Source organism: Candidatus Ichthyocystis hellenicum, assembly GCF_001460935.1.
GTDB classification, from domain to species: Bacteria; Pseudomonadota; Gammaproteobacteria; order Burkholderiales; family 2013Ark19i; genus Ichthyocystis; species Ichthyocystis hellenicum.
Genome location: NZ_LN906597.1, coordinates 932,430 through 948,969 on the forward strand (window position 1 = coordinate 932,430; position 16,540 = coordinate 948,969).

Below are 16,540 nucleotides of genomic sequence, written 5' to 3' on the forward strand. Positions count from 1 at the left end.
TGCAATCGTAAAGTTTATGTTTACAATTCATAATAAAATTTTAATGCTATTAACTATAATGGAATTATATAAAAAATTTCTTCTGCATCAGTGGATAATACAATTTAATATGGGAAGAGATTATACATAAATTTATTATTTTTAAATCACTAGTAATCCTTTATTAGATTTGATATTAATATCACAACTATGGAAATACATGAGCATGTGATTTATAGTTTGCTTATGGCATCTTTGACTTAGTAATTTTTAATATCCTAGTATCTGGTAGTTATTATGGTAATGTGTTGCCGGAGCTTGATAATATGAATCAAAGTTTCTAGGAAATTTTATTGCAAATTAAGTTTTTGTACTATTAATTTTTGATGGGTAGTTTTTATTTTATTGGGAGTATGGATATAATTGACCGTTATGTGTGTGGTTTATTTTTTGAAATGATAGATGTATCTTATTGGCATATATTTTTTAACCTATCATATTAAATGTTGATGGTGCTTCTGATCGTAATATTGTTTTGTTATTTAAGTTTACTGATATCATACGTATTGATAGTATAGAAATTTTTAATTTTGTAAATAATTATCATCATATGTGACAATTCATAGAAGTAAGATATTACTACCTTTCTCCTATGATGATATTGCCTTTGTGAATTCATGGTATAAGTATGGATACTATATTTGTTTGTGGGAATCAGTATTGTTTTGATCAAGGTGCTTGTAATTCACACTCTGACAAAGATGATGAGGATAAGAGGTGTTGCGATGATAAATATAAGGTAGATACAGATTATTCTGAACGTAATAGTTTATTGTGTTCTTCTTCAGATGTTTCTGTAAAGATAAGTCATTATTTGCCTAAATTTGAACCAAATAAATCTATAATGGATATATGGGGTGTAAATCTTCATCCCGATGATAATAAGGCTATTTTATTTATAAGAAGGAAGTTTTCAATAGAAATTAGAGATTATCTTCGTAAACTATTTTGGGATATGCTGAATGATAATACTGTACTTTCAAGTGGTAAGATGCTGCGCAAATATTCTTGGTCTCTTGTTTCTAGTGAATTATTCCCAATTGCCATGGGATCAATTAAATTAATTCTGGATGAACAATATAAGAAGTTGGATTTAATTTTATCTAATGCATCTATACTAGATTTTGATGGAAATAATGATTCATCTTTTATTACCAGAAAAATTAAAGATGATGAAAAAAATATCCTTATGGTGCGTGCTAAGTCATTTATCTCCAGACGACTTATTAGTATAGTTAGATTGTCATGGTTAGATGTAGCTAAAACTTCAATAGGATACGATTGTGGAGCAACGTCTAAAGCTGAAAAAGTAGATTTATGCATCAATTTGGGGGTTAATGTTCGTTGCAGTGATGTTGTTGATATTTTAAATGTAAGTAATAAATTTTCTTGTAATATTAAGTCTAAGATCCATGATAAATTTAGTGATATTATTCGTAATAAAAACAAATTTGATGACGGTACTGCTATTGGTAAGTTTAATTGGTTCAGGGTATATAGAAAATTATTTCCAATTGCTCAGGAGGAAGTTAGGTGCATTCTAGAAGATGAAAATAAAGAATTAGAGAAAACTATATCTAGGGCACGAGTAGTTGTTAATTCTACAGTTGATAGAGAAATTACAGGTGAGGAAAAATCTATTATTGTTATAAATATAATGAGGTTTGTTCACTCAACGTTAAAAAGATTATGCAAGATAGTTTGGGACGATATAATTAATTCTTTAAAATGTGATTCTAACTGTTCTGAGTGCAATGTAAAATCTTCTGATTATAAAGAAAATTCTATTGTTGACGTTTTTTCTTCTGCTGCTGAAGTTGAAGATTTATCAAAGGTTAAAGTATGTGATAACAGCGATAATTTAAAAGTTAATATTTGTTATGATGATGATCTTGCTATCTATAGAGTCAGGAAAGATATCTCGTTTGAAATAAATAGATGTATCTGTAATAAATTTATTAATTTTATAAAGAATAATAATAAATCCAGTGATAATATTATTTTCTCTTCATGTTCTTGGAAAGATGTATCTAAAAGCATGTTGCCTATTGCTAGAAAGGAAATTAATTGTGTCATAGAAAAGGAGTCTGTAAAAATAAATGAGATTTTATTAAAATCGCGTGTAGATATTTGTCCATATGATATTTCTATTGCAACTAAAATGACGAGAGAAATTACCCTTGCTGAGATATCTACTGTAATGAAAAGTATTATAAATTCTATATCTAAGCAGGTATTACATAATTTGGGTCGAGTATGGAATAGGGTTGTTAAATCATTAGGAGATGGATGCTACGTATCATCTAACGTTAATACTACATCAGAAGAATTTAAATCAGAGGAAGGTTGTGTGCAATCCTTTGGGTTGTTAGATCTTAAGGAATCTCATAAGGAAGCTCTTGATAATATTAGAATAGAATTTATTGGAAATATAGATGAAATTATAGAAAAAGTTGTTTGTTCGCTATCGTTAAAAATTTATACTCCGTCCGATATAGACAGTATAATTTTAGATGTATCTAAACTAAGTGATAATTTGTTTAAGGAAGAAGGGTTTTTTAGCAGAGTTGAGTCCTTATTGGTAAATGCAGAAATATTTGAATCTCCCGGGAAATATAGGTCTGTTACGGATAAAGAGAGACATGATATTTTTAAATCATTTATGGATAATATTAATAGCGATATAGATTATCTTGTAAGGAAACGTACAGGTTGTGTGGATTTAGTTGTTCGTAGGGAAATATTTAATTCTGCTACAGTGGTTAGAGATAGGGGGAGTTACATAATTGATATGTGGGGATTAAATATCCATCCTAATGATAATAAACTTATTTTGGCTACAAGAAAAAAGTTTTCGATAAAGATAAGAGATAATATTCATAGGTTATTTTATGGTATGTTAAATGACAAATTTGTACTTCCAAATGGTAAGGTGATTAGTAAGTGTCCTTGGAGTCTGGTGGCCAATGAGTTATTTCCTATTGCCATGGAGTCAGTAAGAATGATTATGGAGGAACAATACAAGGAATTAGATAAAATTTTATCTAAAGTGCGTATTGTAGATAATAGTGGTAATAATTTTTCTAATTATGATGCTAGAGATGTTACGAGCTATGAAAAAGATAATCTTATGGCGCGTGCTAAGTCTTTTATACATAGAAGATTGGTTAATTCTATTAGGTTGTCATGGATAGATGTGTCTAAAACTCACAAACCTTACTATCATAAAGAAATGTCTGAATGCATTTATAAGGGGGAAGATAAAGACGGCAGTTTTGTGTTTAAGCTTCGCTGCGATGATGCTCTTAACATTATGTATTTAAGGCGTAAATTTTCATCAAAAATTAGATCCGCTATCTATGAAAAATTTACAGAAATTATAAATCATAAGCGTGATTTTATTAATGGTTCTGATATTGGTAGATTTGATTGGCACGTAGTGTCTAAAGAATTATTTCCAATTGCTAAAGAGGAGATTAAATATATTTTTGAAGATGAAGTTATAGCGCTGAAGGAGATTATATCTGAATCGCGTGTATTAGTTGATTCTGGAGTTGATAGGGAACTTACTAGTTATGAAAAATCTATTGTTCTAAAAAACATTATTAAGCTTGTAAATGCTGCATTGAAAAATTTGTGTAGAGGTGTTTGGGAGGACGTAACTTCTTCTTCCAGGGGTGATTCTATTGATATTAAAAAACGTGAAGTAACTGCCACTCGTAATAATCATTGTTTCGGTGAAGTTTCTTCGCCATCCGCTAGTGTTTCACGTGGTATGGAGATAGATGACGAAGATGATATTTCTAAGCTTGTTATTTATCATGAAGATGATCGTGCTCTTTACAAAGCTAAGAAGAGTATTTCCTTTGAGATAAATAGGTGTGTTTGTGTTAAGTTTAGTAACATGTTAAGAGGTAACTATAGATTTGAGGATGGTACTACCATAAGCAATTTGTTTTCTTGGAAAGATATATCTAAAAAAATGATGCCTTTTGCTAAAGAAGAAATTAATATTGTTCTAGAAAAGAAGCGCATAAAGATAAATGATCTTTTGCTAAGATCACGTGTTGACGTTTCTCCTCCTAATAGTTCTATTACAACTAGAATTACTAGAGAGATTACGTCTAATGAAAGGTCTTCTGTAGTTAAAAATATTATGAAATCGGTATTTAAACAGGTAGTTCATAATTTAGGTAGAGTGTGGAGTAGGGTTATTAATTCCTTAGACGATAAGTTTCTTGACTTGTCTGATGGTGGTTCATTGAATAGCCCTACTGTATCAAAAAAGGGTAATTCTAGAAAAAGCAGCGCATTACCTGTAAGACTGCCAGATCTTGGTGAGGCAGATAAAGCAGAGCTTGACAATATTAGACTCGAATTTATTGGGAATTTAGATTCAATAATATGTGAAGTTATTAGGTCAATGTCATTAAATTTTGATTCGTCCTTTAATATAAATAATGTGATTTCTGCTGTGTCTTATAGAAGTGATTCTTTATTTAAAGAAGAGGGGTTTTTTTCTAGGTTGAAGTTATTATTAGAAAATGCAAAAATCATTGAATTATCCGGGAATGATAGATTTATTACTGATGATGAGAGCAACAATATTTTTCAAAAATTTATGGATAATATTTATAGCGACAGAGATTATCTTGTTAAGAAACGTGTTGGGAAGTTTAGATCTCTGGTTATGTCCTCAGTGCGCAAGACATCTACTGCTGTGAATAGTTGTAAAGGATTGTAAATTTTATAGTGTAATCATATGTACCTAAAAATTAAATTTATTTTTCGATATAGGACATTTTATAGATTGTTAGTGTCATTTTATGAATTTAGTTCTGTGAGAAGCGATTATACTTACAGTAATTTATTAATAAGAATAATACGATCCGTTACCTACATATGATATAGTAAGGCTTTGTTCTTACTTTAGGTTGGAAATATTCACATTCTGTGTGAATAAGTACAGTAAGGTTTATGTATGTATCTTCAAGGAAAAAGTGATTGTGTTGATCGAGATAGTCATGATGAATCCTATCTAGAAACTAATCCTAGCTCTTCATTTTTACAAATAGATCATAATTATATTGCTCCAGATGCAAGCAGCTACTATAAAAATAGCTCGTCATGCGTTTCTCAACGATCATCACGAGAAAATTTTTTACATGTTAGCGATGGGTGGAGTACTGATATTGATACAATATCAGATATTTACGGTGATGATTTCTTTAAATTACATGCTAATAAGTGCGGGTACTGTTTGACTGAAGGTTTTTTATTAGCTATTAACAAATACAAGCGTGACTTTATAGAAAGAGTAGATTCCATTTTCATTAATTTATCTAATGCTTTTTGTTTTTTGAAAGAGTTAAACCCTCATAAAATAAACGTGGTCAAGTTGACTCGTGAAATTTACTCTTCTTTTTATGAGAATTTGTATTGTCTAAGGACTAAGTGTATTTATTTTATACATCATGATGTTATTCCAGTTATTGCCAAAAGAACTTTTTACTGTGATGCTATTGATAGCAGCGCTGGTCGTATAATAACATATCCTGAGATGGAGCAATTATTTTTACATCTTGTTGCTACTTTGGAGAAATTAATTATAGCAAGATCAGTAAAGAATTGGCGTGATTCTTGTAATGAAAATAAGTCCGTATTGTCAGTAATTCCAGGAATCGATTTTACGGATCCATTCAATAATTCTTTTGCATGTATGCACTGTTCTAACATAATTAACGATCATAGAAAGATTTATCCGGCTGCATTTATACATAAGTTCGGAGTATATATTTCTTTTATGGCTGTAGACAATATAGATGACATGATATCCCGCTTCGTTCGTACTTTTAACGATAAATTAAAAAAAGTTGTTCATTCTAAGTGTGTTCATATTTGTAATTACAGCGATAGAGTTGATTATGATCTTAGGGAATTACGTAATGAATTATATAGCAAATTAAGTGTTGAATTTAAGTTAATAGAAGAAGAGTTTGATCGGAAGGTAGCAGAAAAAACAGTTGTGCATAACTTTAGTAATTTTTTGAGCAATTTATCTATTTGGGATAAAAATAAAGGAGTAGTTGTTAATTCTGTGCTAACTTTCAGCGAAATTATTAGTTACATGAGAAATTTTTTAATGAACAAGTATACTGATGATTTATTTAATATTATTAGATGTTTTAGAGAAATGGAAGTTAAGAAAGGTGGATCAGAAAACAGTAATTTATGCACCATAAAAAGTATGTGGGGGGTTAAACTTCACCCTAAAGATAAAGTTGGTATTTTACATATCAGGAAGAAATTTTCTGCTAAATGTAGGTCTGTTATCCGGGATAAGTTTTGTGAAATGTTAGAAGATAGACGTATTTTTTTTGACAGTACTATAGTTGATTGGGGTATCGTTTCTAAAAGCATACTTCCTGTGGCTAAGGAAGCGGTTAAGTATATTGTCAGTGATGAATGTTTAGAGGTATATAATTTTTTGTTTAAAGTTCGTGTGCTAGATAATATTAGTATATTTGATGGATCTTGTGCCGGTACAAGAAAGATTACATCTACAGAGAGAGATAAAATTTTTACCTTTTATGTAAATAATATATATCGTAGGAATGGGCGTTTATTTTCTAGCATATGGAACGATTTAATTATAGAACGTGGTTGTAAAGAAAAATATTTTAGGGGAAGTATAGAAATTAACCTCCGTTACAGTGATGATGTTGCTATTTTTGATGTTAGGAGTAAATTTTCATCTAAAATTAGATCTAATATCTATGAAAAATTTAGTGAGATGATAATCAATAAACATAAATTTGATGATGGTACTATTATTGATAAATTTGATTGGGATAAGTTATCTAAGAACTTATTTCCAATTGCTATGGAAGAAGTTAAGCTTATTCTTGATGATGAAAGTAAGGAACTAGAAGAAGTTATATCTAGATCACGTGTGATTATTAATTCCAGCCTTGATAGAGATATCATGAATAAAGAAAAGTCTTCTGTTTTTAAAGATGTAATGAAAATTGTATATGGAGAATTAAATTTTTTGTTTAAGGATGCATGGGAATTAGTTCTATCTTCATTGAAAGATGATGCTATTAGCTGTGTATCTAATACTAACTCTTCGGTAAATTTTGTTGGTGAGTCTTTTTTGCCATCAATGGATGATGTAGATGTTGAGGTGGTAGATTCTAGCAGTAAGTGGAGTAACTCAAAGCTTAAGCTTCATCATGAAGACGATGTTGCTATTTTTAATCAAATTAATAGATTTGTTGATGAGATGAACAAAATTATTGTGACTAAATTTGTTGGGATAGTTAATAACAAAGGTTACGAGTTTGAGGATGGTACAACTATGAATTTTATGGACTCATGGGGAAGTGTGTCTGAAAGACTGGAGCCTATTGTAAAAGAACAAGTTAGTCCAATTATGAAATTGGCACGTGTAGAAATAAATAGAATGTTACTTGAATCAAGGGCAATTTTTTATAAATTGGATGGAACTGATGTAATTAGGAAGCTTACAGAATATGAAAGGAAAGATGTCTTGGAAAATGCTCTTGAATCTTTACATAAACTAGTAATGAAATGTTTAGGTAAAATCTGGGCAGATGCTGTTGCTGGAACAACATCAATATGTCTTCTTAATCTTAGGGAAGTAGATAAGCTAAATATTGATAATGTTAAGTTAGAGTTTGTTGGAAGTTTAGGAAAGATTGTGGATGAAGTTTCTACTCTGCTATTGTCAAAAGTTGATGCATTATATACTTGCATTGATGATATTAATGTTGATGTCTTTAATGTTGTACATGAAAAAAGTCAGGATTTATTTAGGGAGGGAGGTTTTTTTTTCAGGGTAGATTCATTGCTTTCAAGCTCTCAACTTGTTGACTCATATGGTAAGTATAGATTTATTACTGACGAAGAAAAGGAATATCTGCTTAAAGAATTTATAAGTATCATCGATCATGATATAGGCTGTCTTGTTAAGAAACGTAATAGCAAACTTAATAATACATTTTTTCCTATGCTGACAGATTAGCCTGATATGTTGATTGTAAATCTAAGGTGTGTGATTACCGTTGTACGTAAAAGCGATGCTTTTTGAATCAATAAGTTTTTATATGATATAAACATATTGTATTTAATTTTACTAGAGTATGATCTAGTAAAATATTTCTTTACTTTTCTTGTAATAATATTATCATTGCCTTATGAATAGAACCCAGTAAAATTATGTATAGCATAAGTTCTCATGGAAAACGGTGCTTTGTTTTTGGTGATAGTGATGCTGAATCTGGTATAACTAATCCTCAGTCTTCGTCTTCGCCAGTGTCGGTTTCGTGTTTTCCTCAAGATTGTTCATCTTTATTTTCTAAATTTTCCCTGGATTTGTGTACTACTTGTGGGTATGAATTTGGTTTTGAAAGCTTAGATGTTTTAGACGATGTTTTTTTGCGGGAGTATGTTTCTAAGTGTGGATATAAGTTTACTGATTATTTTTTGTTGATTGTTAATGATCATAAGATTCTCTTTATAGAGAAAATAGATTCTATTTTGACTGGTTTATGTAGTAGCTTCGATTTTTTGAGAGATTTAGGACAAGAAAATATAGATATAAGGCTCCTGATGGATAGAATTTGTGCCTCTTTTTCTAGGTGTTTGTGCGATTTAAGGTCTAAGTGTGTTGATTTTTTACGTGCTGATATTATTCCTAAGATAATAAAAAGTATTTTTGATTCTGATCTTGTTTGCGTTATTTCCGATCGTATGGTTAGTTATTCAGAAAGAGAACAATTGTTTTTGTACTTCGTTGCTTCTTTAGAGAAGCTAATTATGATAAAGGCAATGAAGTATTGGAGATATTTTTGTAGTGAAAATAAGTATGTTTTGTCATTGATTCCTAGTGTCGATTACAGTAATCCTTTAGCTCGTGCTTATGTTTTTGATGGAACTAGTGTACCTAATGTTAATCATCCTGCTGCATTTACTAATAGATTTGGGGTATGTATTTCTTTTGTTGCAGCTGATGAAATTGACAGGATGATATTTAGTTTTATCATAAAATGTGATGACGTATTGAGAAAAGTTATTCGCTATAAGTGTCTGTATATTTATAATTACAGTGATAGCACTGATAGTGATCTTAGAAAGTTGTATGATTCCGTGATTGATAAATTTAAACTCCTAATAGAGGAAGAGTTTAATAAAAAAATCATCGAAGATAAAATAGATAACATATTAAATGATTTTTTGAACAAGTTGATACTATGGGATAATAATAAGGTTGTTTCGGCAAATAGAACCTTGCTTTTTAAAAAAATTACTGAATACATGCTAGATTTACTGATAAATAAGTCAACTTGTGGTGCGCGTAGTATTATTGGAGATTTTAGAGAAGGTAGATTGTCATTTATAAACCGTTTCTCGAGGGACTGGAGATCTAGGTGGGGAGTTAAGCTTCATCCTGAAGATAGCCATAAAATTTCATTTATTAGATCTAAGTATTACTGCAAGGTCAGAAAGTTCATTAGGGATAAATTTTGTGAGATGATAAAGAAAGAATATAAATTTTTAGATGGCACAGTCATTAGTATGGTTGATTGGGATAAGATTTCAAAAAATCTTCTCCCAATCGCTCAAGAAGAGGTGAAATTATTCGTGATAATGGAACATCAAGAGCTGATGGTATTTTTATCTAATGTGCGTGTGTTTGATGATAGCAGTGTGTTTGATGGATCTTCCTATGGTACTAGGGATGCTACAGTTGAGGAGAAGGATAAAATTTTTAGATTCTCTACCGAATTAATATCAACTAAGAATAAAGAGTTGTTTATTAGGGTATGGAAAAATATCACAGAAGAGGGTTTGTTTGAATCTAAATCTAAGCGTTTATCCTTGAATTGGAGGAGTAAGTGGGGAGTTAGACTTTATCCGGAAGACAATTATGAAATTTTGTCCATCAGGAGGAGGTTTGAGGCCAAGTTTGCTAGAATTATCAGGAATAAGTTTTCTGCAATGCTAAAAGAAGGTTATAAATTTTCGGATGATACAATCATAGATTTTGTTTGTTGGGATAAAATTTCAGATAACTTATTTCCTGTTGCTCAAGAAATGGTAAAAAATCTTGTTGATAGGGAATGTTTGGAATTATCCAGGTTTTTGCTTAATGTTCGTATATTGGGTAAGAATAATATATTTGACGGGTCTTGTTTGATTTCAAGAAATGCTACTGTTGAGGAAAGGGATAGAATTTTTAGAGGTTCTGTTGCATATATACATAAAAGGAATAAGGAATTATTTGGTAAAATATGGAATAGTTTAATTAGTGAAGCGGAAGATAATAATACTAAACAGATTGATCATTTTGATGGTTTATTAAAATCTGACAGCGATGATAATTGTGTAGACTCGATGCCTGCGTCTTCTGTTAATGATGATGTTCCATTATCTGCTTCTGCTCCTACAATAGATGATGAAGCTTCCCTGGCTGTTTCTTTGCAATCATTGGGTAAGGTAGATTCGGTTATTAATACATGGGGATTAAATATCCATCCTGTTGATTGTAGGTTTATTCTTTCTATAAGGAAAAAATTTTCAAACAAAGTTAGAAATCATCTTATTGAACTATTTTCTAGTATGCTGGAGAATAGAGCTGTCCTTCCAAGTGGTAGAGTGTTGGGTTCTTGTTCTTGGGCTTCTATTTCTTCTGAGTTATCTCAGGTAGCTATAAAATCAACCGAATCTATTGTTGAAAATCAATATGTAGAATTAGGTAAATTTTTATCTAAGGCACGTGTGGTAGATGTTGATAAAAGTGATTCTTCATCTTGTGTTGTTAGGGTTGTTACAGATGATGAAAAAAGAAGTCTTATGGTACGTGCTAGAAAACTTGTAGATAAACGATTAAGTGACTCCTTCAGATTTTCATGGATGTATGTAGTTTGTAGGAATTCGGCAGATACTTTAGATGATTATGAAGGAGACTGCCAAAATGAAAATCTAATAAATGTTAACGGAGGTTCAGTAATTGTACTTCGTTATAGTGATAATATTGACATTTTGAACACCAGAAAAAAGTATACGAATGAGATTAAATCTGTTGCCTATGATAAATTTAAAGAAATGATGAGTAGTAGGTATAAGTTTGATGATGGTACTGTTATTGGAAAGATTGGTTGGCATGTGGCATCTAAAAAAATATTGCCAATAATTAATGATGAAGTTAAGAATATTTTTGAAAATGAGAGAATAGAATTGGGTAATATTTTATCTGTGGCAAGCGTAGTTGTTAGTGATGGAACTCATAGATCCATTACCTCTGAAGAAAGGAGTATAGTTTTACGAAATGTTATGAAACGTGTATATATTTCATCTAAAGTTTTATATAGGAGAGTATGGAATATAGTTATTGAATTACCGGAATTTGAGGATCTTGGGGAATGGGAAAGTGGAGGTTCTGGAATTAATCTTCGTTTAGTTGACGATGACGCTATTTTTAGTGTTAGGAGAAGATTTTCTTCTTTGATTGGAGGGGTTGTACGTGATAAGTTTATTGCTATGCTAAATAATAAATATAAATTCGATGATGGTTCTTCTATTGGTGCATTTGCTTGGTTTAGGATGTCTAAAAAATTGTTGCCAATTGTTAAACATGAAGTTAGTGGTATCATAAAAAATGAGCGGGAAGAACTAGAAAAGGTTATATCTTTATCTCGTGTAGTAGTTGATCGTAAGGCTGATAGAGAACTTACTGATGTAGAAAAAAATGTAGTTTTAGAAAAAGTTATGAGTCTTGTATATAGTTCTTCAAAAGTTCTATTTAAGAGAATATGGATTAGGGTAATTAATTCTTTATAATAAGAGTTTTTTCTATTTCTAATCTCTAAATAAAATTTATCAGGGGTTGGAAAATTATCATAAAAGATATACAGCTAAAATCATGTGTGGTATTTTTTACTTGATGTTATAAAATACCATTATAAAAATTACAATAGATTATTAGTCTATGTATATTTGTGATCATACTATTTAAAGATCATTAATAAGTAATGTCATATAATTATAATTTACCTTATCAATAATTTCTTGTTTTATTTATTACTATAGGGCTACATTTGTAATTTGCTATTATTTTTTGTTGGTAAATATGGTAATGCGTAGGTGTATTTTTATATGTAGAATTTTATATTTATCAGTTGGTGTATGGTTGTATTTATTAGTAATGGGGATAGTTGTCGTACTTATAGGATCTATTAATGTAAGTACAAAAAATAATAAATTGTAGTGTGAGATGTATAAAATATTAAATATCTCGTTGCGATTTTATAGAGATTAATAAATGTTTGATAATTTATCTTCATGATTTCAAGTTTTCATAGTCTCAAAATTTATCTATTTGCGTGTATTGTAAATACAAAATTACAAAATGATGCTTTACTTTTTAATTAATAATACAATATTATCATTTCTACTTTAAGAATACAGATAAAGAAACATTATATGTATAGCATAGATGCCCATGGGAATGGAAATTTGGTTGTTCAATGCAATAATGACAATTTTGTTGAAGTTTGTGACAATTCTCCACTATCACAAGTAGAAGTTTCTGATAACAATGCATTTGACTTATCTGTTTCTAACACAATTGATATCTTATCGCCACTATCTTATAAATTGTTACAGGATTTATGTGCTGGATATGGATATAGTGTTGATATAGAAACAATATCAGAAACGTGTGAGGATAATTTTTTACAAAAGTATGCCGTTGAGCACGGATATCGTTTTACTGAAAATTTTTTATCAGAAATGAATAATCATAAAAATAATTTTGTAGATAGTGTTGATTTTATTTTGGCCTATTTGTGCTATAGTTTTAGTTTTTTAAAGGAACCAAAAAATAATTGTAAAAATATTACTGAATTAATGAACAAAATTTGTTGTTCTTTTTCTAAGTGTGTGTATTGTTTGAGACCTAAGTGTGTTGATAATTTACGGTCAGATATTATTCCTATTATTATAAAAAGCATTTTTGATTCCAATGCTATCGATAGCAGTTATGCACTAAAAATGACCTATTCTGAGATGGAAAGATTATTCTTACATTTTGTAACTACCCTAGAGAAGTTAATCATGGGTAGAGTCATGAAGTATTGGCGGTATTTTTGTAACGAAAATAATGGACTCTTTGTTAACCATAGTAATCCCTTTGATTGTGCATACCGTTTTTATAGAGTAGCTGCTCCTGATATTGATTGTCCCGCTGCATTTACGAATAAATTTGGTGAATGTATTTCTTTTATGGCTGTTGCTAAAATTGATGAAATGGTGAATGACTTTGTTGACAGGTTAGATTGCGAATTGAAAAAAAATATTTTTTCTAAATGTTGTTTTATTTGTAATTATGGCAATGATGCTATTTCCAATCTTGATAAATTACGTGAAAAGTTTATGGATTTAGTAGAAGAGGAATTTAATAAAAGAATAATTGTAGAGGGTGTTAAAGATAGTTTTAGTAGTTTTTTAAAAAATGTATTAATTTGGAACAAAGATGAAGGGGGGGGGATAAATAAGGTATTAGTTATTGATAAAATTATCGAAAACATGCGCTATATTTTAACAAATAAGGCTAATAACGCATATAGGGTTATTAATAGTTTTAAAAAAAGATTGACATTGTTTAAAAGACGTTCATTAGTAAGTGTTAAATATTCACGTGCTGTGGAAGATTTATGGGAACTAAAACTTCATCCTGAAGACAGCCGAAGATTTTTATCTATTAAGAGGAAATTTTCTAATAAATCTAGGAAAATTGTTAATAATAAATTTTGTGAAATGCTAAACGAAAAATATAGGTTTTTAGATGGAACAATTGTTGATGTAGTCGATTGGGATAAGATTTCAAAAAATTTATTTCCTGTTGCACAAGAAACAGTTAGACATCTTGTTGATGATGAGCATGCAGAGTTGTCTAAATTTTTGTCTAATGCGCGTGTAATAGAGAATATAAATGTACTTGATGAATCTTCTATTGGTACCAGAAAAATTTCACCTGAGGAAATAGATAGGCTTTTGAAGGTTTCCGTTAACTCTATACATGGTAGAAATAGATATTTATTTAGTTCAGTATGGAGGAATTTAATCAAGAGCCAAAAAAGTGACAAAAGAAGTGAAATGGTAAACAACATTTTTTTTTCCAATGAATTAGGTGGTACTGGAAAAGTTGTATCTTCTGCAGTTAATCCTGTATTAATGTCCTCAGTTGGTGATAGTGACCCACCTTGTATTGCTACTTCAGTACAAAATGAACTACCAGAAGTTGTTTCTATTTCAGTAGATTTATTGGGAAAAGAAGATAAGATCATTAATAGATGGGGATTAAATATTCATCCTGATGATGATAAACTTATTTCGTTTATTAGAAGAAAATTTTCAAACCATATTATAGATCATCTTACCAGATTATTTTCTAGTATGTTGAAAAATAGGGCTGTACTTCCAAGTGGTATTGTATTGTGTGATTATTCTTGGACTATTGTTTCTCGTGAATTATCTGAAATAGCTATAGAGTCTGTAGAATCTATTGTTAAAAAGCAGTATGTGGAATTAGATAGAGTTTTATCCAAAGCACGTATAGTAGATGTTGGTGTAAATTCTGATTCCTCTTGTACTATTAGAAGGGTTACCAATGTTGAGAAAGCAGAGCTTGTGAAATGTGTTAAGAATCTGATAAGTAAAAGATTAAGTGTGTCTATTAGAACGTCTTGGTTATGTGTAGTTAATAAATCTTCAACAGATGTTGGGTATGGGTATAAAGAAAAACCTAACTATATTTTAGGAAGTGCTAGAGAAGGAAGTTGGGGAGTTAAGCTTCGTTATAGTGACAATATTAGTATTTTGAAGACTAGAAGGAGATTTTCATCCAAGATTAAGTGTGTATTACGTGATAAGTTTATCTCTATGTTAGAGAAAAGTCATAAATTTGATGATGGTACTTTCATTGGACCATTTACTTGGGCAAGGATATCTAGAAAACTGACTCCAATTGCTAAGGAAGAAGTTAGTCCTATTCTTGAGGATCAGAAAGAGGAATTAGAAAAAATTGTATCTAGATCTCGTGTGGTAGTTGATTTAGTTGACAGAGAAATTACGCAGGAAGAAAAGCATATCGTTTTAAGAAATATTATGAATCTTGCACATAATTCATTGAAAGCATCATTTAGGAAGATATGGGATTATGTAATTTCTTCTTCAAGGTCTAATTCGATTGATATTAAAGATTATTTATCAACTAATAATTGTGACGTTGATTGTAATGATGTTGATATTTTAAGAGCAGAGGGAGATGAAAAAAATCATATTTCTCAGCTTAAACTTTATTATAAAGATGATGTTTCCATTTTAAATGTAAGGAAAAAATTTTCTTCTGAAATTTACAGACGTATCAGCAATAAATATAACAGAATGATAGAAGAAAGGTACGTATTTAGCGACAACACTACCATAGGCATGTATCCATGGAGGGATATCTCTAAAAAACTCTTGCCCATTGTTAAGAAGGAAATTAACCCAATTGTAGAAAAAGAACGTGAAAAAATAAATGAGATTTTGCTGAAATCCCGTGTTGATATTTCTTCGCCTAATAGATCTAGTAAAGCCATAATAACTAGGGAACTTACATCTGAAGAGAGAGGTTATATTCTGGAAAAGGTTATGAAGTCTGTATATAGAAAAATTACGGATAGTGTTAGTCAAATATGGAATAAAATTATTAAATCATCTTCAGTGGGCTTAATGTGCCTTAAGGAAATGGAAAGATCAGAGCTTGATAATATTAAGTTAGAGTTTTTTGGAATTTTAGGTTCAATTGTTAATGAGGTTGTTGATTTTTTATTGTCTGATACAAACACGTCATCTTTGTCTAGTTTCGACGACATAACAGCTAATATTTATCATATTGTATCTGAGAGAAGTCATAGTTTATTTTGTGAATGTGGTTTTCTTAGTAGAGTGGAGTCATTATTATCAGATGCAAAAATTGTTGATGCGTCTGGAAAATACAGATTTGTTACTGATGAAGAAAAGAAGTTACTACTAAAAGAATTTATGGCCATAATTGGTACTGACAGAGATTTTCTTATTAGGAAACGTATTAGTAAATTGGATAGCTTATCCTTTCCTGCTGAATTGGATTTAAAAGTTAATTCAGAATCTCCGAATAAACATGAAAGTAATGTTTATTCGGATGGAATTTACTTATTAATTGAGAACGAACATAGATATGCTAAAATGGCAAGTTTCAAAAATGTGACTAATGGCTAATAACAGCTAATTTGTGTTCAATAATGTTTTTTATTTTTCTAGATATGGGAGATTATCTAAATTGCTGGCATATCATAAATTATATGTTTATAAGTATTTTTATCGGGACAAATATAAAGCATGGTTTATTTTTTTGTCAAGGATGTTAAAAATTGTTATTTTTATGGTAATA

Annotated in this window: 4 protein-coding genes; all 4 read left to right on the top strand. The window is 30.1% G+C overall.

Going from position 1 to position 16,540, the window contains the following annotated elements; genetic code table 11:
* The first annotated feature begins 667 nt into the window (after positions 1 to 667).
* The 4 genes from Arg41_RS04130 to Arg41_RS04145 all read left to right on the top strand — a co-directional run bounded on the left by Arg41_RS04130 (position 668) and on the right by Arg41_RS04145 (position 16,368).
* A complete protein-coding gene (locus Arg41_RS04130; RefSeq protein WP_092343514.1) occupies positions 668 to 4,783 on the top strand; it encodes a hypothetical protein in 4,116 nt (1,371 codons plus the stop codon).
* Positions 4,784 to 5,020: 237 nt separating this feature from the next.
* Entirely contained in the window at positions 5,021 to 8,086 is a 3,066-nt protein-coding gene (locus tag Arg41_RS04135; protein WP_092343515.1) for a hypothetical protein, read from the top strand.
* A 194-nt stretch (positions 8,087 to 8,280) separates the two neighbouring features.
* A complete protein-coding gene (locus Arg41_RS04140) occupies positions 8,281 to 11,904 on the top strand; it encodes a hypothetical protein (protein ID WP_092490498.1) in 3,624 nt (1,207 codons plus the stop codon).
* A 642-nt stretch (positions 11,905 to 12,546) separates the two neighbouring features.
* Positions 12,547 to 16,368 carry a hypothetical protein gene (locus Arg41_RS04145; RefSeq protein ID WP_092343517.1) on the top strand — a complete coding sequence of 1,274 codons (3,822 nt, stop codon included), beginning with the start codon at positions 12,547 to 12,549 and terminating at the stop codon, positions 16,366 to 16,368.
* Positions 16,369 to 16,540: the final 172 nt, after the last annotated feature.

What these genes read in the sequence shown, in the direction of transcription:
- Arg41_RS04140 (WP_092490498.1), top strand. Translation starts at nt 8,281, where the DNA reads ATGTATAGCATAAGTTCTCATGGAAAACGGTGCTTTGTTTTTGGTGAT.
- Arg41_RS04135 (WP_092343515.1), top strand. Translation starts at nt 5,021, where the DNA reads ATGTATCTTCAAGGAAAAAGTGATTGTGTTGATCGAGATAGTCATGAT.
- Arg41_RS04145 (WP_092343517.1), top strand. Translation starts at nt 12,547, where the DNA reads ATGTATAGCATAGATGCCCATGGGAATGGAAATTTGGTTGTTCAATGC.
- Arg41_RS04130 (WP_092343514.1), top strand. Translation starts at nt 668, where the DNA reads ATGGATACTATATTTGTTTGTGGGAATCAGTATTGTTTTGATCAAGGT.